The sequence below is a fragment of the Bradyrhizobium sp. 63_E2_N1_3 genome (assembly GCF_052076005.1).
In the GTDB taxonomy this organism is placed as follows: domain Bacteria; phylum Pseudomonadota; class Alphaproteobacteria; order Rhizobiales; family Xanthobacteraceae; genus Bradyrhizobium; species Bradyrhizobium barranii.
This window is the reverse complement of record NZ_CP197235.1, coordinates 8,890,635-8,908,332: the sequence shown is the minus strand read 5'-3', so window position 1 is coordinate 8,908,332 and position 17,698 is coordinate 8,890,635. Positions and strand designations below refer to the sequence as shown.

Here is a 17,698-nt window from a genome sequence, read left to right as displayed (position 1 = left end):
GGGGTTGTTTTCGCCGTTTTCGACTGGAACCGCGCCGGGACCCAAAATCCCTAAAATTGCGCGCAATTCCGCAGGGTTCCGTTGAGCACGCCTCTTAAGGGCCGGAGAACCTGATCCGGCTTAGGCTGACGTCAAATCCAGTCCCGTGCTCTGGGGAAGCCATGAACGCGCCAGCCAAATCCGCCGCAAAACGCCGGCTCTTGCTCGCTTCCGACCGGAGCGACGAGAGCACCGAGCTTGCCAGCATCCTGAAGGCCGTGGGCGACGTTTCGACGGTGACGACGCAGGACATTCCCGAGCAGCCGTCGCGCGATCTGTCCGGTCTCGTGGTCGACATCAATCTGCGCTCGCCCGAGAGCGTGCAGCGGGTGCGCAACAAGCTGCGCGGCGATGCCTATCGCACGATGCCGCGGCTGTTCGTGCTCGCCGATGCCCTGCATCACGGCACCATGCAGGCCTGGGCACTGGGCGCCACCGACACGATCTCGCGGCCGCTTCAGCCCGATGCAATTCTTCAGCGCATCCGCGCCGCGTTCCCCGACACCGCCACCTATGACGCGACCGATCGCGGCAAGACGCTCAACCGCGGCGTCGAGGCGGCGCATGCGGTGCTGGCGAAGATGTTCGAGAAGCTGCCGCTCGGCGTGCCCCTGACCTTCGACGACGTCATCGCCGCCGAGAGCAAGATCCTGAAGGCGATCAAGCATTCATCGCTGCGCGAATGGCTCACCACCGTCGGCTGCCATCATGTCGGCAGCTATCGCCACTGCCTGTTCGTCACCGGCTTCGCCGTCGCCTTCGCGCAGCATCTCGGCATGCGCGAGGACGACCAGCGTCGCCTGACCCGCGCCGCGCTGTTGCACGACGTCGGCAAGGCCTTCGTTCCCTCCGTGCTGCTCGACAAGCCGGGCAAGCTCACCGACGAGGAGATGGCCGAGGTCCGCCAGCATCCGCGCCGCGGCTATGACGCGCTCGCGGAGCAAGGCGGCTTCCCGCCGGAGATGCTCGACGTCGTGCTGCATCACCACGAATTCCTCGACGGCTCTGGCTATCCGAACGGCCTGTCGTCGAACCAGATCAGCGACATCGTGCGGGTCACGACGATCGTCGATATCTACGCGGCGCTGGTGGAGAAGCGCGCCTACCGCATGCCCTTCACCCACTCGCGCGCCTTCACGATGATGGAAGGCATGGGCGGCAAGCTGGATCAGCAACTGCTGCAGGCGTTCCGGCCGGTGGCGCTGGGATCGTTTTGATTCCGGTCTCGTAGGGTGGGTTAGCGCAGCGTAACCCACCACTTCTGTCTCCGCGGATACCAAAGAGGTGGGTTACGCCTTCGGCTAACCCACCCTACAAAACTCACCCCACCATCTTCCGCAACTCCGCCTTCGCCACCTTCTCCAGCGTCGAGCGCGGCATGTCGTCGACGAGCCTGATCTCGCGCGGCACCTTGAAATCCGCGAGTCCCGCGCCGCAGGCCGCCATCACGCGATCATGCAGATCGGGCGCCGCGCCCGCGACGCCGCCGTGCGGGATGATGAAGACAACAGGCACCTCGTCCAGCATCGGGTGCTTCTTCGCCACCACCGCGGCTTCGCGCACGCCTGCTACCACCGCGATCACCTGCTCGATCTCGGAGGCCGCGACGTTCTCGCCGCCAACCTTCAGCATGTCCTTGGCGCGGTCGCCGAACCTGATGAAGCCGTTCTCCAGCCGCTCGACGCGGTCGCCGGTGAGGAAGAAGCCGTGCTCGTCGAAGCTTTCGCGCGTCGCCTTTTCATTGTGCAGATATTCGGCGAACAGCGACAGCCCGACGATGCCCTTGATCGAGAGATTTCCGGTGTCGCCGACCTCGGTCGGCCGTCCGTCATCGTCGGTGATGCGGATCTGATATTCGGGCGCGGCGCGCCCGATCGTCATCGGGATGTTGGGCTGGTCGACCTCGCCGACGATGCCGTGGGTGATGGTCTCGGTCATGCCCCACCAGCCGATCATCTTGACGCCAAACGCAGCAAACGCCGGCGGCTCGTTGATGGCGGTGCCCCACAGGCGGAATTTGTGGTCTTTCGGGATCTCCTGCTCGAGCAGGGCCTTCATGCAGAACGGAATCGTCGAGGTCCAGGTCGAGCCATGCTCGCGCGCGACGCCCCAGAAGCGGCTTGCGGAAAAGCGCGGCTGGATCACGCAGGTGGCGCCGACCCACAGCGTTGCCAGCATCGAATAGGCCAGCGCATTGGTGTGGAACAGCGGCAGATAGGTCTGGTGCACGTCGTTCGCATGAAGGTCCTCATGCGCGGCGTTGATCTTGGCGCCCCACAGCGCGTTGGCGTGGGTCCACAGCACCGCCTTCGGGCGCGATGTCGTGCCCGACGTGTACTGCACGCTGCACGGCGCGAGCGGGTCGGTCGCGCGCCTGGGACGGTCGGCGCTGTCGGCGAACAGTGAATCGAAACTGTCGCCGCGCGAGACCGCTTGCGCGGGCGCCGCACCCGCATCGTGCGAGGTCACCGCCAGCCAGCGGATGTTGCGGCAGTTCTGCGCGACGATCTCGGCATAGGCCGGCTGCGTGATCGCAGCGACCGCGCCGCAATGATCGGCGAAATATTCCATCTCCGCCGGAGCCGAGCGGGTGTTGGTGGTCACCGCGATGGCGCCGAGTTCGACGCAGGCGAACCAGGCCAGCAGCGCCTCGATGCAATTGTCCAGATGAATGAGCACATATTCGCCCGGCTTGACGCCGCGCTTCACCAGCCCCGCCGCGAGCGCGCCGACGCGCTCGTGAAACTCGCCGTAGCTCCAGCGCCGCGCCGGCGCGTCGAACGGCGCCCAGATCAGGAACGCATGATCGCGGCGCACCGCGGCGCGCATCTTCAGCAGCCAGGGTACGTCGAGCCCGTCGAACGGTCCTACGAGTCTGGATTCGGTGTATTGAGGTGGCATGGCTCCTCCCGTGCAGCCTGCATCTTGATGGCGGCTGCCTTTTGATTATTGCGTCTTCCTGCCATTGGATGACGCAGGGAGCAAATCGGGGGGCGCGAAAGATGGGCGCGGCGTACTCCGTGGTGCGCGCACGCTCTCTCCTCCGTCATGGCCGGGCTTGACCCGGCCATCCACGCCTTGGCGCGCTAGTCCTCGTACGACGAAATCTCAATCAGGCTGCCATCCGGATCCCTGCAATAGACCGAGCGCAGCGTGCCGCGGGCACCCTGCTTGGGAACCGGGCCTTCCTCGATCGCGACGCCATGTGCCTTCAAATGCGCCACGACTTCGTCGGGCGATGCAGACGTGAGGAAGCACAGATCCTCGCTGCCGGCGGTCTGATGGTCCGCGGTGAACCACTCCACCTTGTCGGCATCGCGCGGCCGGACGTTGATCTTTTGGTTACCGAATTGCAACGAAGTCCGCGGCGCTTTGCCGCCACCGGGGTCGAACACCTTGACTTCCATGCCGAGAATCTTGCGGTACCACTCGGAGGTCACTGCCACGTCGGCGACGTTGATTACGAGATGATCGAGGGCTTCGACCTTGACCGGCATGCCTTAATCCTTTCGTCGTGATGCGCCCGGCGCACTTTCCGCCTGCAGCAAGCTTTGTTACAACCGCGTCGACGCCACTTTGAAGCCATCTGGCTTTCAAGAACAACACGTTGGGAGAATCCTTGAGATGATCACTCGCCGTACCGCGCTGGGCCTGCTCGCCGCCAGTCCGCTTGCAGCAACCCCGCTGTCGAAGGCCTTTGCCGCCGACTATCCGGCCCGGCCCGTGAAATGGGTGGTCGGCTATCCGCCGGGCGGAGCCACCGACATCCTGGCGCGGCTCATCGGTCAGCGGCTGTCGGAACGGCTCGGCCAGCAATTCGTGATCGAGAACAAGCCCGGCGCCGGCAACAATATCGGCACCGAATCGGTCGTCAATGCCGAGCCCGACGGCTACACGCTGCAACTGGTCAATCCGGCCAACTTCATCAACGCTTCGCTCTACACCAACCTCAAATTCAACTTCGTGCGCGACATCGCGCCGGTGGCCTCGTTCCAGCGGGTGCCGAACGTGATGACCGTCAACAAGGACGTTCCGGCCAAGAACGTCGCCGAGTTCATCGAATATGTGAAGGCCAATCCCGGCAAGGTGAACATGGCTTCGTCCGGCAACGGCACCTCGGTGCATCTGTCCGGCGAGATGTTCATGGCGCTGACCGGCTGCAAGATGCAGCACGTGCCCTATCGCGGCGCGGCGCCGGCGATCACCGACATGCTCGGCGGCCAGGTGCAGGTGATCTTCGACAACATGCCCTCGATCATCCAGCACATCCGCTCCGGCTCGCTTCGCGCGATCGGCGTCACCACCACGGAGCGCTCGCCGCAGCTGCCCGACGTACAGGCTATCGCCGAGACCGTGAAGGACTACGAGGCCAGCGCGCTGTTCGGCATGGGCGCGCCGAAGAACACACCCAAGGAGATCATCGCCAAGCTCAACAATGAGATCAATACGCTCATGAAGGAGCCCGACATGACCAAGCGACTGGTCGAACTCGGCGGCGAGCCGCGGGTGCAGACGCCGGAGGCGTTCGGCGAGGAGATCAAGGCCGAGACCGAGAAGTGGAAGAAGGTCGTCGAGTTCGCCGGCCTGAAGGTCGAGTAGCGATCTTGTGATCCCTGAGATTGGAGCCCTGCCGCCTGGCAGGGCTTTTTTCTTGCGTACTTCGTTCCGTTGATCTGGAATAAAACGGCGCGGCGAAACCTGATGATACATGGCGCGTATCTCGCCCTGTGAAGAGAGGAGTCTGGATCATGCGCAAGACGCAATTGGCGCTGCTGACGCTGGGCGCGACGGTCTTTGCCGGCTTCGTCACCGTCACGCCCGCGGCGGCCCGCGACTACCCCTGGTGCGCCCAGGGCGGCGAGTATGACTATCCCGGCGAATGTGCCTACAGCACCTATGAGCAATGCCAGGCCAGCGTCTCCGGCCGCTTGCTGTACTGCGGGCCCAATCCAATGGTGGCCTATGGCCAGGCGCCGCAGCCGCAACCTCGGCCGCACCGTCGCGCGCGGCCCGTTGCACCGTACTAGCCGCGCGCGCATTGCGCAGCCGCGTATTTTGCGCGATCGCTCCGGAATAAACCGGCTCCGCGAGCCTTTCACTCTGTGAGGTCGGATGTCGCGCGGCGAACATGGGAGGTCGGTCATGGGCAAGGCGCAATTTGTGCTGGGCACCATAGTCCTTGTGTGGCTCGCTGGCGGGAGCCCGGCGCGCGCGGACTATGATTACGCGTGGTGCATTCAGAACTCGGAATACGGCTATCCCGGCGACTGCTCCTATCAGACCCGCGAGCAGTGTCAGATGAGCGCCTCGGGCCGCAAGGGCTATTGCGCGCAAAATCCTGCCCAGGTGGCCGTACGGCCTCCGCTTCAGCCGTCACTACGCGGTCGGTACGTTCGTCCGTACTAGTCGCGCCTCACACTGAGCACTGCCTGATCACGCAGTCGTGCAGATCCGGACGCGCGGGTTCCTGCTTGACGCCTTCTCGTTCACGTCTATACTAAACCAAATGGTTAAGTATAGAGACGAGACGCTCGACCGGACCTTTGCGGCGCTGTCCGATCCGACGCGGCGTGCCCTTCTCGCGCGGCTCGGCGAGCGGGACGGCCTGTCGGTGAGCGAGCTGGCCGCGCCGTTTCCGGTCTCGCTGCCGGCGATCATGAAGCATCTCGACGTGCTCACGGATGCGGGCCTGATCGTGCGGGAGAAGACCGGACGCACGGTGTCCTGCCGGCTCACCGCGCAGCCGATGGAGCAGGCGATGAACTGGCTCAATCGCTACGCGCAGTTCTGGTCCGAGAAGTTCGACCGCCTCGCCACCTTCGTGGAGGACAAGACATGGCCAACGCAGCCGTCAACGCCGATCCCCGCACAGCCGAACGTCCAAGCGAGCGTCCAAACGAACGTCCAAGCCTCACGCTCACGCGCCGGCTCCGCGCACGGCCGGAGAAAGTCTACGCCGCCTGGACGCAAGCCGCGCAGCTAGTCCAGTGGTTCGGGCCGCCGAACATGAAGCCGGCGACGCTGGACGCCGAGCTCGATGTCCGTACCGGTGGCCGTTACCGCATCAGCTTCACTGGTGACGACGGCGAATATTTCGAGGCCGGCGGCATCTATCGCGAGGTCGTGCCGAACGAGCGGCTGGTGTTCACCTGGGCCTGGCATTCGACGCCGGAGCGCGAATCGCTGGTGACGATCACGCTGAAGCCCGATAGCGCCGGCACGCTGATGATCTTCCATCACGCCCAGTTCTTCGACGAAACCGCACGCGACAATCACCAGCGCGGCTGGAGTTCGTTCCTCGACAAGCTCGACGCCTTCGTCGCCTGACACCATGGAGGATACCGTGCAGCAACATCAGATCGTCTCGCGCGAGCAATGGATCGCGGCCCGCAAGGCCCACCTGGCACATGAGAAGGAGCTCAGCCAGGCCCGTGAGCGCCTCGCCGAGCAGCGCCGCGCGCTGCCCTGGGTGAAGGTCGACAAGAACTATGTGTTCGACGGACCGAACGGCAAGGTGACGCTCGGCGATCTCTTCGGGGGGCGCCCGCAGCTCGTGGTGCAGCATGTGATGTTTGCACCCGACTGGGAGGCCGCATGCAAGAGCTGCTCGTTCTGGGCCGACGGTCTCGATCGCATGGTGCCGCACCTCGCCGCGCGCGACACCTCCACGGTTGCGATCTCGCTGGCACCTAGCGCCAAGCTAGAGGCCTTCAAGAAGCGGATGGGCTGGACCTTCGACTGGGTCTCGTCAGGAAGCAACGACTTCAACTACGACTACGAGGTCTCGTTCACGCGCGAGCAGATCGACAAGGGCGTGCCCAAATATAATTTCGGCACCACGCCGTTCTACGGTCCGGAGCTGCCCGGTATCAGCGTGTTCTACCGCAACGAGGCCGGCGAGATCTTCCATACCTATTCATGCTTCGCGCGCGGTCTCGACATGATGAACGCGGCCTATCAGTATCTCGACCTCACCCCGCTCGGTCGTCACGAGGGCGGCCTGCCCTATCCGATGGACTGGGTCCGCCTGCGCGACCAGTACGAGCCGCAGGCGAAGGGAGCGTGCTGCCACGGGTGAGGGGGCGGGTGCGCTGTGCCCACACCAACGGTGTCATCGCCCGGCTTGACCGGGCGATCCAGTACTCCGAGACGGTCGTGTCGAATCTAGAAGCCGCGGCGTACTGGATGCCCCGCCTTCGCGGGGCATGACAGCGGAGGCTGAAGCGCAGTCTACCGCTTCGCGTCGGCCTGCTCCGTGCCGTTGCACGAGATCAGCATCGTGTACGGCCGCGCGTTGCCGGCGATGTCGGTGGTCTTGAGCTCGCCCTTCGGTTCGGCGGTCTGGTAGGGCACCACGGAATTGTCGAGGAAGTCGCGCAGCATGCCGGTCTTGATGGCGAAGTTGATGTTCTCCGGAATGTTGCCGGTCGCAGCGACGATGCGCAGTGCGGGGATCTTTGCGGTGACCACGCCCACGATCTGACCGGTGGTGTCGAACAGCGGGCCGCCGCTATTGCCGGGCTGCACCGGCGCGCTGATTTGCAGGAAACGCGTGTCGTTGCGCATGCCGCTGAGCGAGCTCGCGATACCGGTCGTCACGGTGAAGTCCGACGTGAGCAAGCCATGGAAGGGAAAGCCGATTACGATGACGGAATCGCCGGAGCGGATCGAGCGATCGCGGATCCGCGCAAAGTCCTTGAATGTCGTCATCGACGGCGCCTGCAACAAAGCGAGATCGTTGTTGACGTCGCTCGACACGACGCGCAGCACCATCGCGGCCTCACCGGTGAGGTTGCCCTTGATGTCGCCGACACAGCCGTCGATCACATGGTTGTTGGTGACGACGTGGCCGTTCGCGCTGACCACGAAGCCGGTGCCGGTCTTGGCTCTGGCAACTTTGCCGCCGGCCGGCGGCGCCTGCTTGTCCGGCGCAGGCTGCGGCTTGGCGGCGATCTTGGTGAAGTCGCCGGCCTTGTCGAGCCCGTCGGCTTTTACCTTGGTCACGCAATTGGCCAATGCAGCGATCACCGGCCCGGTCGAGGTCAGATCGAAATTCAGAACGGCGCGGCCGGCCGTCGCCACCATCAGGCTCGCCTTCTGAAACGTACGCACAACATTGACCGGCATGATGGCCGTGAGCATGTTGGGCTGGTACGCCGTGGCGAACAGCCTGGCTTGCTCCTGCCCGTCAAAGGTCACGTCGATCGCGGCGTTCTCGCCCTTGTTGAAGCGGTAGCTGGGACTCGCAAAGGCGAGCGACCATGTGCCGGCGGCATTTTGGCTCACGACGAGGATGACGCCGTTCGCATAAGGCGTCGTCGCGGCGCAATGCGAGAAGGCGCCCGTCTCGTCATTGCTGAAGGCGCCGCCGATCCAGTTGCCGACATTGACGCTGCCGAATGGTCCTTTCGCATGCGCGATGCCGGCGACGCTCGCCTGCAACAGAGACGCGACGACAAATGACTTAAGCCACATACTTCCTTCCCCCCGGAATGCTTTTGAAGCCATCTTATCCGGCCGAGGTCGTGCGGCGCAACCGACAGTTGTTTGTGCGGATCGAACCATCCGGCTGCGACTTCCGGGCTTGCCTTTACTTTGCGGTGCTATATACTTTGCGATACAAAGTGACGGGACGGGCGGTCCCGGTTAATTGGGCGGAGCGGGGTTTTGGCGTTGCCAATGCGCGATCTCGACAAGGCACTGGCCGACATCGTGGCGATCCGCAACCAGATTGCGGCGGGCACGGCGTTCCGCGGCTACGGCCCGGCGACGATCGCTGCGACGGGCGCCGTCGCGCTTCTCACCGCAATCCTCCAATTCTGGCTGCTCGGCGATCCCACCAGCGAGCCGGTCGGCTTCTTCTTCGGCTGGTTCATGGCCGCGGTGCTCTCCGTCCTGATGATCGGCATCGAGATGCGCGCACGCTCGCGCCGTCATCATTCCGGCCTGGCCGATGCCATGATCCATCAGGCGGTCGAGCAGTTCCTGCCCGCGGGCGTCGCCGGCGTGCTGCTCGCGGTGGTGATGTGGAAGTTCGCGAGCGAGACGCTGTGGCTGTTGCCCGGCCTGTGGCAGATTCTGGTGTCGCTCGGCATTTTCGCTTCCGTCCGCTCGCTGCCGCGCACCGTCGCGCTCGCCGGCGCCTGGTATTTTATTTCCGGCTTCGCGGTCGTGGTGCTCGCGAGCCGGACTCACACGCTATCGCCGTGGACCATGGGGCTGCCCTTCGTGATCGGGCAGTCGGTGATGGCGGGCATTCTGTATTTCGCGTCCGGAGACCATGATGTCGAAGACTGACAGCGCACCCTTCTCCTATGAAGGGCTCGACCGCGTCATCCATGAGAAGGCGAGGCTCGGGCTTCTGACCTCGCTGATGGCGCATCCGAAGGGTCTGGCGTTCGCCGACCTCAAGCAGCTCTGCGGCCTCACCGACGGCAATCTCAGCCGGCATCTCGCCGTGCTCCAGGAGGCCGGCCTCGTCGAGGTGACCAAAGGCTATGAGGGCAACCGCCCGCACACGACCTGCCGCCTGACCAAGGCGGGCCGCCGCCGCTTCCTCGACTATCTCGCCGTGCTCGAGCGGCTGGTGCGCGACGCCGCCAAGGCCGCCGGCCGCGACGCGCCGCCGCTCGGCCGTCTCGGTATCATCTCGACCTGATCCCCCTTTTTGACCGGAGACTTTGCAATGCAAAGCGACATGACCTCTCGCAACGAGAAGCTTCACGTCGGCATCATCATGGACGGCAACGGCCGGTGGGCGACGCGCCGCGGCCTGTCGCGCCTGCGCGGCCACGAGGCCGGCGTGGAGGCGATCCGCCGCATCGTCGAGGCCGCACCCAAGCAGGGCATCGGGACGCTGACACTTTACGCCTTCTCCACCGACAATTGGCGACGGCCGAAAACCGAAGTCGCCGCGCTGATGACGCTGCTGCGCTTCTATCTCGCCAACGAGGTGCAGAGCCTCGCCAGGAACGGCGTGCGCCTCACCGTGATCGGCCGCCGCGACCGTCTGCCCGACGGCATCGCCAATGCGATCGCGCGCGCGGAAGACGCCACCGCGCACGGCAGCGCGCTTCACTTGCGCATTGCGGTCGACTATTCCGCGCGCGACGCGATCCTCAACGCCGCAGCGAAGGCGGCGGCATTGACGAGCCTCACCCGCGAAGCCTTCTCGCAGCTCGTTACCGGCGAAGCCGGCCTTCGCGACGTCGATCTCATCATCCGCACCTCCGGCGAGAAGCGGCTGTCGGACTTCCTGCTCTGGGAAGGCGCCTATGCCGAGCTGCACTTCACCGAGCGGATGTGGCCCGAATTCGACGCGGGCGATCTCTCCGCGGCTCTGGCGTCCTTCCACGGCCGCGAGCGCCGCTTCGGCGGCCTCCAGGCGATCATGCCCGACGAGGTGCCGTCACTCTCCCGTGTGTGATGCACGGCACGGGACAACGAGCTGTTCGTTTTCAGCCGCATGATTGGCAGTGGTGTCCAAGCCGCGGAAGCGCGGCCTCGGTTAGGTGTGCGAGCCACGCAACCTGCCGAGAGCATCACGCATGTCACTGTTGTTTCCGGGAGCCGTCGTCGAGCCGGTCGAACTGGCCGAAGCGAAGGGCATGGTCTGCATCAGGACCGCCAGCGTATCCGATGTCGAGAACCTGTCGGTTTATTTCACCGGCCTGTCCACGACGTCGCGCAACAAGCGCTTCATGGGCGCGCGTACCGACTTCGCCCTGGTCGCTGCCGAATGCGTGGCGAAGACGGGCCGTCCCGGTCATTTCACCCTGCTCGCCGAAGTCAGGCAGGACGGGCAGCACGCCATCATCGGCGAAGCGAACTACGCCTATGATGCGGCTGCACGGCATGGCGAGTTTGCCATCTCGGTCGCCGATGCGTTCCAGCGCCTGGGCCTCGGCTTGCAGATGATGACGGCGATGGAGACGCGGGCGACCGATCTTGGCCACGAGATGATCGCCGCGGAGACGGCGCGGACAAATACCGAGATGCGTGGTCTGGCGAAGAAGGCGGGCTTCCGGGATACCGGTCTCGGAGACTGGCAGTCGGTTCACCTCGCAAAGCGCCTGTCGCGGTAGCCGTCCGCGCGTTGCCGCCTGGCACGGATCGTGCTCTAGTATCGCCTGGATTTCCCCAGCGATGGGAGCTTCGGCGATGCGCGCAGTTCTGGATCATTGCACCGGCGGAACGGAGCGGCAGGTCATGGCCGGCACGTCGGTCGTTACCGAGGGCGGCACCAGCAGCGGCCATCTTTACGTGCTCGTCGAGGGCAGGCTCGAGGTGCTCAAGAGCGACACGGTGGTCGCGACCATCACCGAGCCCGGCGCCGTGTTCGGCGAGATGTCCGTGCTGCTCGGGCTGCCGCACACCGCGACGGTGCGGGCCAGCTCGGATTCCGTCATCTATGAGTTCGAGGACGCGGCGTCATTCCTCATCCAGCGGCCCGAGGTCGCGCTGCTGCTCGCGCGCACGCTGGCGCAGCGGCTCAACGTCGCCAACACTTATCTCGCCGATCTCAAGCGGCAATATGCTGGCCACGGCACGCATCTCGCCATGGTCGGCGAGGTGCTCCAGAGCATGATCAACCTGCCGCCGCTCGAGGTGTCGCCAGGCTCGGATCGGCAATCCGATCCAAGGATGTGAGCCAGTCCGGCGGCTCCTCGATGGTGTTTGCGGGCCGCTTCAGCGGTGCGCCGAGGTCGATCCACTGCGCTTCGCCCGCTGCCAGCCAGAACGCCTTGTCCGCAGCGAGATCCAGCACGATATGCGTCGGCGGCCGTCCCGGTTGCAGGCCGGCGTTGAACACCCAGGTCTGGCCGAGCCGGTCGAACCACGAGCCGTCGGCGACGAAGGGCGACTGGTGCACATGGCCCGAGATCACCATCGACGGCTGATACTGCATGATCCATTGCACCAGATCGACGTCGCCGAAGAAACGCTTGCCGCCCCAGCTGGTCGGTGAATTCGCCGGCGGCGCATGATGCGCCCAGATCCAGTGCTGCGGGCGGCTTTCGGCGGCGTCGCGCAGCTGTTCGACGATGCGCTGCTTGACCAGCGGGCCGTCCCACCACGGGCACACCGTGAACAGCGTGTCGCCGATGGTGAGGTTGCCGCCGTCGCAAGTGATCCCGAGCTCCCGCACCTCGGAGATCCAGCGCGAGATCTTTTCGCCCTCCGCATTGCGCTCGTCGAGGTCGTGATTGCCGGAGCAGAGGATCACGCGGGTCTGCGCCGCGAGCAACGCGAGGTATTTCTTCACCACCACGATCTGCGCGCGAAAATCCACCACCGAGCCGATGTCGAGCGCATCGCCGGCGAAGATCACGAGGTCGAACTGCGGTGCCGCGCTGACCAGCCAGTCGAGCTGCGGCAGCGAGTAGTGCAAATCGGCCACGACCAGGCAGCGCATTGAAAATCCGTGGGCGGGTTTGAAAAGGTCTGGGAATTCCAAAACGTTAATTACAAAGCAAGAAGCAGACCAGAATGGCTGCCTCTCTTCGTCAAGCCAATGGCCGGCAGCATGCTGCGGCGCATTGGCGTGCGCAAGTGACCGGGCGCCGCAGGGCTGGACCGTGTCATCGAATTCTGATGTCGTGGCGCATCCTCAAACGCCCGTATCCGCATGACCTCCTTCAAGACCATTCGTGCCCGCGCCGAGAAACGCAAGGGCGGCCCCAAGGCGCTGGACAAGCTGATGCCCGAAAAGCCCGACCTGAAGGGGCTCGCCAAGCTCGGCGACGATCGCATCCTCGCCGAGATGACCAGGCGGGTGTTTTGCGCGGGCTTTGCCTGGAGCGTGATCGATTCGAAATGGGACGGCTTTGAAGCGGCGTTTTTGCATTTCCAGCCGGCCAAGCTCACCTTCCAGCCGGAGGACTATTGGGAGGGCCTCGTGCGCGACGCGCGCATCGTGCGCAACGGCGCCAAGATCATGTCGGTGCGCGACAACGCCAGCTTCGTCCAGGAGATCGCAAAAGAGCACGGCAGCTTCGGCAAGTTTCTGGCGAAATGGCCGCCATCCAACGAGGTCGGCCTGCTCGATCTCCTGACGAAGCGCGGCAGCCGGCTCGGCGGCAACACCGGGCAGATGCTGCTGCGCTTCGTCGGCTGGGATGGTTTTGTCACCTCCAGGGATGTCGTCGCCTGCCTGCGCGATGCCGGCCTCGACATCGCCGAAGAGGTCAAATCAAAGGGCGATCTCGCAAAAGTGCAGGCACAGTTCAACGCCTGGGCCGAGGAGACCGGTCTGCCATACACATATCTGTCACGCATCTGCGCGCTCTCGGTTGGCGAGAACCGAGGCGAGCACTAAGTCACGAGAAACCAGGAGAATAAAAATGGCAAAAGCCTATTGGGTTGCCACCTACCGCGCGATCAAGAGCCCCGACGCCATGGCGGCCTACGCCAAGCTGTCGCGTCCGGCCATCGAGGCCGCCGGTGGACGCGTGCTCGCGCGCGGGATGCCGGTTGCGGCCTACGAGCACGGCCTGATGGAACGCGTCGTTCTCATCGAGTTCGATAGCGTCGAGCGCGCCAGGGCGGCGTATGAAAGTCCCGCCTACAAGGCCGCTCACGACCTGCTCGGAGACGGCGCCGACCGCGACATCCGGATCGTCGAAGCCGCCGAATAGCGGCATCGACAGGCGGATCGTGTGCTTCGTGTGGCGGTCCCGTGCCGTGAGCGCGGCAGATGAAACTCGCGATCACGAAATGCATTTTTCCGGAACATTCGTGCGCAACACCCGTTCGGGAATTTGAGCCAGGCGACACAGGCGCAGGGAACGCCCGTTTTGGCTCAACTCACTGAAACCCGGCACGACAGAAACGGAGCAGCGCATGAAGCTCACATCCGAACAGGTGAAGCAGACCGTCAACCAACTCGGCGCCCAGGTGCTGCCCGACGAACATCCCGCCATGCCGCAGCTCAACAGCATGTTCGGCGAACACACCTTCTTCGTCGACGAAACGGGCCTGAAGGTGCTCGAGCCGACGCCGTCGGTCGGCGCTGAGCGCCAGACCGGCGAAGTCGTCAGCCTCGCCAACTGGAGCGATGCCGACCTCACGCGCCTGATGGCCCATGAGCCGGAGCCGACGGGTGTGATCGTCGTGTTCGAGCATGTGAGGCATTGATTGGCCCGAGCGGATCGGCCTTCATCGGTGGCGGGTCTGAAAATCCCGCCACCTTCCATGGCTGGTTTGGAGCCGCGCCGCGGACAAGGATCTCGCGTTCGCGGAGGGCCTTTCCAGCCTGGTTCAAAGACCGAAAGTCAGCTGCGGCTCCGCATCGTCGCCGTCCTGGAGGGCAGACAGCGACACCCCCAGCAGCCTGACGCGCTTGGGTAGCGGTATCTCGGCTTCGAGCAAGCCGCAGGCCAGCCGCCCCAGATCGTCCCGGCCTGCAACCGGCGCCGTGACGGACCTGCTGCGCGTGATGATCTCGAAGTCGGCGAATTTGATCTTCAGGGTGACGGTCCGGCCGCGGTTGCCGGTCGTCTCGCAATGGCGCCAGACCTTGTCGACAAGCGGCTTGAGCTCGGCGGCCAGCGCGCCGTATTCGTCGAGGTCGGTCGAGAACGTCGTCTCCGCGCCGATCGACTTGCGGATCCGGTTGGCCCGGACCGGTCGCTCGTCGACGCCGCGTGAGATCCAGTAGTAATAGGCGCCCGACTTGCCGAAATTCGCATTCATGAACTCCAGCGTCTGGTTGCGGATGTCGAGGCCGGTGAACAGGCCGAGCGCGTTCATCTTCGCGCTGGTCGCCGGGCCTATCCCGTGGAACTTGCCGACGGGCAGCGTCTCGACGAAGGCGGGTCCCATCTCCGGCGAGATCACGAACTGACCGTTGGGCTTGCGATGATCGGAGGCGAGCTTTGCAAGAAATTTGTTGTAGGAGATGCCCGCCGAAGCGTTGAGGCCGGTCTCGGCCTTGATCTTCTCACGGATCCGCAAGGCGACGTCCCGCGCCAGCGGGATGCCTTGCAAATTCTCCGTCACGTCGAGATAGGCCTCGTCGAGCGACAATGGCTCGATGATTGGCGTGTGCTCGGCAAAGATGTCGCGGATCTGCTTGGAGATCGCCTTGTAGACCTCGAAGCGCGGCCTGACGAAGATCAGGTCGGGACATTGCCGCTTCGCGGTCACCGACGGCATCGCGGAGCGAACACCGAACTTGCGGGCCTCGTAGCTCGCGGCCGCGACGACGCCGCGTTCCGCGGAGCCGCCGACGGCGACCGGCTTGCCGCGCAGCTCCGGATTGTCGCGCTGCTCCACGGACGCATAGAAGGCATCCATGTCGATATGGATGATCTTGCGGACGGGCGTGGCCTCGCCAGTCACCGTGCCGGATTCGCTCATGGAACGATGATACAATTGCCCGAAGAGAAGCGCGAGGTGATGGATGCTTCAGTTGTTGGTCTTCGTCGTCGGTGTGGTCGGCATCGGCTGGCTGATCGGCGCGACCAATCTTCCGGGAGAGTGGTATGCGGCCCTTGCCAAGCCGGGTTTCGTGCCGCCGAACTGGGCGTTCCCGGTGGCGTGGACTATCCTTTACATCATGATCGCGGTTGCGGGCTGGCGGACTTTTCGCCGTGAGCCGCCGGGTCGAGCGATGCAGGTCTGGGCCGCGCAACTGGCCCTCAATTTCGTCTGGTCTCCGGTGATGTTCACGATGCACCAGATCGGAGCCGCGCTCGTCATACTCATTTGCCTGTTCGTCGCGATCGTGACCTACATCAGTCTCGAGACGTCACGGGACAGGCTGGCCGCCGCGTTGTTCATACCTTATGCAGCCTGGGTCGCCTTTGCCGGCCTGCTCAATGCGGCCATCTGGCGCTTGAATTGAGGCGATTTGTCCAAGGTTCATCAAAGAGCAATCTCAGGCTCGTGAGTGGCGAGCCTAGGCACGCGTTCCTATATAGGAGCGCGGAGGACAGCCAATGCAATACAGCTCCGAGCTCATTCAGACCATGCGCCAGGCCCTCGAGACCGTGATGGCGAGCGTACCGGCCGATCAGTCGGTGTTCGGTCTGAAAGCCGCTGTCGCCGAATGCATTTTGAAGGCTGCCGCGCACGGTCATACGTCGTATGACGCCCTGGTGACGTCCGCCTCCGATCAGATCCAGTCGATCATCTCGATGCTGACGTGAGGGAGGCAGGCGGCAGATCCGGAGTTCATGCCGACGGAGGCGCCCATAGGAACTCAGGACGAATGCCCTGCTGGATGAGGTCCGTGCCAAGCGACTGAAGTGTGAACATGGCGCCGATGCTGGGTCTTGTACCGCTTGTCCAGCACGTTTGAAGGCCGATCAAGAGCTGCGACAGGGCCTGATTGAACGCAAGCGACGGACTCGGTGTGACGGTCGATTGCTGAAAATCGAACCAGGTCGGAAACGGGATTGGTGCTCCCGTAAAGCTCCAATGGCCAGCCGCATCCTGCACCAGCGTTTTCTCGGTGTAGATTTCCTTGAAGACATAATAGTGGGCGAATGTTGCATTGCCGGTTGGGGGTTGGTTAGGAGAGCCTTCCGTACCTTCACCTTCGGCCTTGATCAGCAGGATCGCCGCCTGCGCATCGGCGATGCTCTTGATCGGCGTTGCTTCCCCCGAATTGACCGCGAAAGCGCTGGCATTGATCGCGGGATTGACTGTGGTGAAACCCTCGGCGATCGCATCGTAGAAATCACCAATCGTCGCAGGTCCCGTTCTTGCGGCGAGCGCAACCGGTGGAAATTCCGGATACTCGATCTGCATGAAGACCTGAACTTGATCTGGCGTAAGCGGCTTCAGATCAACGGGCAATTTTTGCAGAATTTCTCCGGGCAGGACATTGGTCGGGTAGCTCGGAATGAAGGTCGCATTGGCAATGGATGGCACGCCGCCGATCGCGGTCAGCATGTTGCCTGCCAGGGCAAAGTGATACATCTCTTGCACCACAATGTCCTGAATCATACCGCCGACACCGCCCGGGTCGCTGTTGATCGACCATTGCGCGCAAAGATAAGGCGGGATGGTGGAGAACTCCAATTGCATCGCGGTCTGGAGTGCGTCTTTCAGGTCGGAAAGCGTCGTAATGCGATCCTCGACGAACTGGGCGATGGTTTTCATCTGAAGCACCCCTCCCGACTCGGTTGATTGCGAAGCCCTGTTCCTGGCGCCGCCACTGGATCGACGTCGTCAAGCAGGTTCCGTGTTGGCTCATTGCTTGCGGGACGAGCGCTCCTGGGGTGATTCAGTCCGACAATAACCGGATATCGGTCTGCGACATCACGCCTACAATCGGACCTGCCCCGATGATCGCGACCAGAAACGTGCCGCGATCGGGCTCATTTTCCGCAACCCATGAACAATAGTACAATTTAAGGGTGCAATCAATTGCGCCGTTGGTCAGAGATTTGTGACCGCTTTTCCATTCGACGTGCTTAGCCGGACGCGCGCGCGACGTTGCGAAGGCCAGATTGCGAGCCGCAACATTTGATGGATGGTGCCGTCACAGCGTCAAAAGCCGGCACACAGTCTCGGTCCGGCACACAGTCTCGGTAAAGAGTAGGGAGACTGGCGCACCCGACACGATTCGAACGTGTGACCTTTGCCTTCGGAGGGCAACGCTCTATCCAGCTGAGCTACGGGTGCTAGTCGAGGTTCATTTAGCCGATTG

General features: G+C 63.7%; 22 protein-coding genes, 1 tRNA gene and 1 pseudogene. 17 read left to right on the top strand and 7 right to left on the bottom strand.

Annotated features, from left to right (window positions below):
- Positions 1 to 161: 161 nt before the first annotated feature.
- Positions 162 to 1,256: an HD-GYP domain-containing protein gene (locus tag AB7531_RS42335; protein ID WP_063980092.1), complete on the top strand. Its 1,095-nt coding sequence runs from the start codon at positions 162 to 164 to the stop codon at positions 1,254 to 1,256.
- A gap of 103 nt (positions 1,257 to 1,359) precedes the next feature.
- Here AB7531_RS42335 and AB7531_RS42330 read toward each other — a convergent pair whose 3' ends face one another.
- Positions 1,360 to 2,940 carry an AMP-binding protein gene (locus AB7531_RS42330; protein ID WP_063980091.1) on the bottom strand — a complete coding sequence of 527 codons (1,581 nt, stop codon included), beginning with the start codon at positions 2,938 to 2,940 and terminating at the stop codon, positions 1,360 to 1,362.
- Positions 2,941 to 3,125: 185 nt separating this feature from the next.
- Positions 3,126 to 3,536 carry a VOC family protein gene (locus tag AB7531_RS42325; RefSeq protein WP_063980090.1) on the bottom strand — a complete coding sequence of 137 codons (411 nt, stop codon included), beginning with the start codon at positions 3,534 to 3,536 and terminating at the stop codon, positions 3,126 to 3,128.
- A 127-nt stretch (positions 3,537 to 3,663) separates the two neighbouring features.
- On the opposite strand from AB7531_RS42325, the gene AB7531_RS42320 reads away from it, so the two are divergent.
- The 6 genes and pseudogenes from AB7531_RS42320 (at position 3,664) to AB7531_RS42295 (ending at position 7,117) form a co-directional block, all read left to right on the top strand.
- Positions 3,664 to 4,638 carry a Bug family tripartite tricarboxylate transporter substrate binding protein gene (locus AB7531_RS42320; RefSeq protein WP_063980089.1) on the top strand — a complete coding sequence of 325 codons (975 nt, stop codon included), beginning with the start codon at positions 3,664 to 3,666 and terminating at the stop codon, positions 4,636 to 4,638.
- Between the two features lie 149 nt (positions 4,639 to 4,787).
- On the top strand, positions 4,788 to 5,066 hold the full coding sequence (locus tag AB7531_RS42315; RefSeq protein WP_063980088.1) for a DUF3551 domain-containing protein: 279 nt from the start codon (positions 4,788 to 4,790) through the stop codon (positions 5,064 to 5,066).
- Positions 5,067 to 5,151: 85 nt separating this feature from the next.
- Entirely contained in the window at positions 5,152 to 5,445 is a 294-nt protein-coding gene (locus tag AB7531_RS42310; protein WP_321576601.1) for a DUF3551 domain-containing protein, read from the top strand.
- 100 nt (positions 5,446 to 5,545) lie between these two features.
- Positions 5,546 to 6,022: an ArsR/SmtB family transcription factor gene (locus AB7531_RS42305; RefSeq protein WP_063980086.1), complete on the top strand. Its 477-nt coding sequence runs from the start codon at positions 5,546 to 5,548 to the stop codon at positions 6,020 to 6,022.
- Positions 6,023 to 6,033: 11 nt separating this feature from the next.
- Positions 6,034 to 6,366, top strand: a pseudogene (locus AB7531_RS42300) (SRPBCC family protein); the annotation flags it as partial.
- Between the two features lie 16 nt (positions 6,367 to 6,382).
- The gene (locus tag AB7531_RS42295; protein ID WP_084795320.1) at positions 6,383 to 7,117 is read left to right on the top strand and encodes a DUF899 domain-containing protein; all 735 of its coding nucleotides are present in this window, start codon (positions 6,383 to 6,385) and stop codon (positions 7,115 to 7,117) included.
- Between the two features lie 152 nt (positions 7,118 to 7,269).
- On the opposite strand, the gene AB7531_RS42290 is transcribed toward AB7531_RS42295, so the two are convergent.
- A complete protein-coding gene (locus tag AB7531_RS42290) occupies positions 7,270 to 8,514 on the bottom strand; it encodes a S1C family serine protease (RefSeq protein WP_063980083.1) in 1,245 nt (414 codons plus the stop codon).
- Positions 8,515 to 8,718: 204 nt separating this feature from the next.
- Here AB7531_RS42290 and AB7531_RS42285 point away from each other — a divergent pair, with 204 nt between their 5' ends.
- The 5 genes from AB7531_RS42285 to AB7531_RS42265 all read left to right on the top strand — a co-directional run bounded on the left by AB7531_RS42285 (position 8,719) and on the right by AB7531_RS42265 (position 11,688).
- The gene (locus AB7531_RS42285; RefSeq protein ID WP_028155350.1) at positions 8,719 to 9,336 is read left to right on the top strand and encodes a hypothetical protein; all 618 of its coding nucleotides are present in this window, start codon (positions 8,719 to 8,721) and stop codon (positions 9,334 to 9,336) included.
- On the top strand, positions 9,323 to 9,697 hold the full coding sequence (locus tag AB7531_RS42280) for a winged helix-turn-helix domain-containing protein (protein WP_063985952.1): 375 nt from the start codon (positions 9,323 to 9,325) through the stop codon (positions 9,695 to 9,697). Before AB7531_RS42285 ends, AB7531_RS42280 begins: the two co-directional genes overlap by 14 nt.
- 27 nt (positions 9,698 to 9,724) lie before the next feature.
- Positions 9,725 to 10,465 (top strand): di-trans,poly-cis-decaprenylcistransferase, encoded by a 741-nt coding sequence (locus AB7531_RS42275; protein ID WP_063980082.1) that lies wholly within the window; start codon positions 9,725 to 9,727, stop codon positions 10,463 to 10,465.
- Positions 10,466 to 10,586: 121 nt separating this feature from the next.
- On the top strand, positions 10,587 to 11,123 hold the full coding sequence (locus AB7531_RS42270) for a GNAT family N-acetyltransferase (RefSeq protein ID WP_063980081.1): 537 nt from the start codon (positions 10,587 to 10,589) through the stop codon (positions 11,121 to 11,123).
- A gap of 76 nt (positions 11,124 to 11,199) precedes the next feature.
- The gene (locus AB7531_RS42265) at positions 11,200 to 11,688 is read left to right on the top strand and encodes a Crp/Fnr family transcriptional regulator (protein ID WP_063980080.1); all 489 of its coding nucleotides are present in this window, start codon (positions 11,200 to 11,202) and stop codon (positions 11,686 to 11,688) included.
- On the opposite strand, the gene AB7531_RS42260 is transcribed toward AB7531_RS42265, so the two are convergent.
- Positions 11,627 to 12,454, bottom strand: a complete 828-nt coding sequence (locus AB7531_RS42260) for a metallophosphoesterase family protein (protein WP_063980079.1) — start codon at positions 12,452 to 12,454, stop codon at positions 11,627 to 11,629. The genes AB7531_RS42265 and AB7531_RS42260 overlap by 62 nt on opposite strands.
- A gap of 213 nt (positions 12,455 to 12,667) precedes the next feature.
- On the opposite strand from AB7531_RS42260, the gene AB7531_RS42255 reads away from it, so the two are divergent.
- From AB7531_RS42255 to AB7531_RS42245, 3 genes are all read left to right on the top strand, one after another.
- The gene (locus AB7531_RS42255) at positions 12,668 to 13,357 is read left to right on the top strand and encodes a DNA-3-methyladenine glycosylase I (protein WP_063980078.1); all 690 of its coding nucleotides are present in this window, start codon (positions 12,668 to 12,670) and stop codon (positions 13,355 to 13,357) included.
- 25 nt (positions 13,358 to 13,382) lie between these two features.
- A complete protein-coding gene (locus AB7531_RS42250; protein ID WP_028151136.1) occupies positions 13,383 to 13,676 on the top strand; it encodes a DUF1330 domain-containing protein in 294 nt (97 codons plus the stop codon).
- Between the two features lie 205 nt (positions 13,677 to 13,881).
- Entirely contained in the window at positions 13,882 to 14,175 is a 294-nt protein-coding gene (locus AB7531_RS42245) for a hypothetical protein (protein WP_063980077.1), read from the top strand.
- A gap of 123 nt (positions 14,176 to 14,298) precedes the next feature.
- On the opposite strand, the gene dinB is transcribed toward AB7531_RS42245, so the two are convergent.
- A complete protein-coding gene (dinB, locus tag AB7531_RS42240) occupies positions 14,299 to 15,399 on the bottom strand; it encodes a DNA polymerase IV (protein ID WP_063980076.1) in 1,101 nt (366 codons plus the stop codon).
- A gap of 43 nt (positions 15,400 to 15,442) precedes the next feature.
- Between dinB and AB7531_RS42235 the strand changes: the two genes are divergently transcribed.
- Both AB7531_RS42235 and AB7531_RS42230 read left to right on the top strand, forming a co-directional pair.
- A complete protein-coding gene (locus AB7531_RS42235; RefSeq protein ID WP_084794905.1) occupies positions 15,443 to 15,886 on the top strand; it encodes a TspO/MBR family protein in 444 nt (147 codons plus the stop codon).
- A gap of 94 nt (positions 15,887 to 15,980) precedes the next feature.
- The gene (locus tag AB7531_RS42230) at positions 15,981 to 16,190 is read left to right on the top strand and encodes a hypothetical protein (protein WP_014491045.1); all 210 of its coding nucleotides are present in this window, start codon (positions 15,981 to 15,983) and stop codon (positions 16,188 to 16,190) included.
- Positions 16,191 to 16,215: 25 nt separating this feature from the next.
- Here the strand turns inward: AB7531_RS42230 and AB7531_RS42225 are convergent, their stop codons facing one another.
- Complete coding sequence (locus AB7531_RS42225; protein WP_063980075.1) at positions 16,216 to 17,148, bottom strand: ferritin-like domain-containing protein; 933 nt, start codon at positions 17,146 to 17,148, stop codon at positions 16,216 to 16,218.
- A gap of 448 nt (positions 17,149 to 17,596) precedes the next feature.
- Positions 17,597 to 17,673 (bottom strand) — tRNA-Arg (locus AB7531_RS42220).
- Between the last annotated feature and the right edge of the window lie 25 nt (positions 17,674 to 17,698).

What these genes read in the sequence shown, in the direction of transcription:
- AB7531_RS42335 (WP_063980092.1), top strand. Translation starts at nt 162, where the DNA reads ATGAACGCGCCAGCCAAATCCGCCGCAAAACGCCGGCTCTTGCTCGCT.
- AB7531_RS42330 (WP_063980091.1), bottom strand. Translation starts at nt 2,940, where the DNA reads ATGCCACCTCAATACACCGAATCCAGACTCGTAGGACCGTTCGACGGG.
- AB7531_RS42325 (WP_063980090.1), bottom strand. Translation starts at nt 3,536, where the DNA reads ATGCCGGTCAAGGTCGAAGCCCTCGATCATCTCGTAATCAACGTCGCC.
- AB7531_RS42320 (WP_063980089.1), top strand. Translation starts at nt 3,664, where the DNA reads ATGATCACTCGCCGTACCGCGCTGGGCCTGCTCGCCGCCAGTCCGCTT.
- AB7531_RS42315 (WP_063980088.1), top strand. Translation starts at nt 4,788, where the DNA reads ATGCGCAAGACGCAATTGGCGCTGCTGACGCTGGGCGCGACGGTCTTT.
- AB7531_RS42310 (WP_321576601.1), top strand. Translation starts at nt 5,152, where the DNA reads ATGTCGCGCGGCGAACATGGGAGGTCGGTCATGGGCAAGGCGCAATTT.
- AB7531_RS42305 (WP_063980086.1), top strand. Translation starts at nt 5,546, where the DNA reads ATGGTTAAGTATAGAGACGAGACGCTCGACCGGACCTTTGCGGCGCTG.
- AB7531_RS42290 (WP_063980083.1), bottom strand. Translation starts at nt 8,514, where the DNA reads ATGTGGCTTAAGTCATTTGTCGTCGCGTCTCTGTTGCAGGCGAGCGTC.
- AB7531_RS42285 (WP_028155350.1), top strand. Translation starts at nt 8,719, where the DNA reads ATGCGCGATCTCGACAAGGCACTGGCCGACATCGTGGCGATCCGCAAC.
- AB7531_RS42280 (WP_063985952.1), top strand. Translation starts at nt 9,323, where the DNA reads ATGTCGAAGACTGACAGCGCACCCTTCTCCTATGAAGGGCTCGACCGC.
- AB7531_RS42275 (WP_063980082.1), top strand. Translation starts at nt 9,725, where the DNA reads ATGCAAAGCGACATGACCTCTCGCAACGAGAAGCTTCACGTCGGCATC.
- AB7531_RS42270 (WP_063980081.1), top strand. Translation starts at nt 10,587, where the DNA reads ATGTCACTGTTGTTTCCGGGAGCCGTCGTCGAGCCGGTCGAACTGGCC.
- AB7531_RS42265 (WP_063980080.1), top strand. Translation starts at nt 11,200, where the DNA reads ATGCGCGCAGTTCTGGATCATTGCACCGGCGGAACGGAGCGGCAGGTC.
- AB7531_RS42260 (WP_063980079.1), bottom strand. Translation starts at nt 12,454, where the DNA reads ATGCGCTGCCTGGTCGTGGCCGATTTGCACTACTCGCTGCCGCAGCTC.
- AB7531_RS42255 (WP_063980078.1), top strand. Translation starts at nt 12,668, where the DNA reads ATGACCTCCTTCAAGACCATTCGTGCCCGCGCCGAGAAACGCAAGGGC.
- AB7531_RS42250 (WP_028151136.1), top strand. Translation starts at nt 13,383, where the DNA reads ATGGCAAAAGCCTATTGGGTTGCCACCTACCGCGCGATCAAGAGCCCC.
- AB7531_RS42245 (WP_063980077.1), top strand. Translation starts at nt 13,882, where the DNA reads ATGAAGCTCACATCCGAACAGGTGAAGCAGACCGTCAACCAACTCGGC.
- dinB (WP_063980076.1), bottom strand. Translation starts at nt 15,399, where the DNA reads ATGAGCGAATCCGGCACGGTGACTGGCGAGGCCACGCCCGTCCGCAAG.
- AB7531_RS42235 (WP_084794905.1), top strand. Translation starts at nt 15,443, where the DNA reads ATGCTTCAGTTGTTGGTCTTCGTCGTCGGTGTGGTCGGCATCGGCTGG.
- AB7531_RS42230 (WP_014491045.1), top strand. Translation starts at nt 15,981, where the DNA reads ATGCAATACAGCTCCGAGCTCATTCAGACCATGCGCCAGGCCCTCGAG.
- AB7531_RS42225 (WP_063980075.1), bottom strand. Translation starts at nt 17,148, where the DNA reads ATGAAAACCATCGCCCAGTTCGTCGAGGATCGCATTACGACGCTTTCC.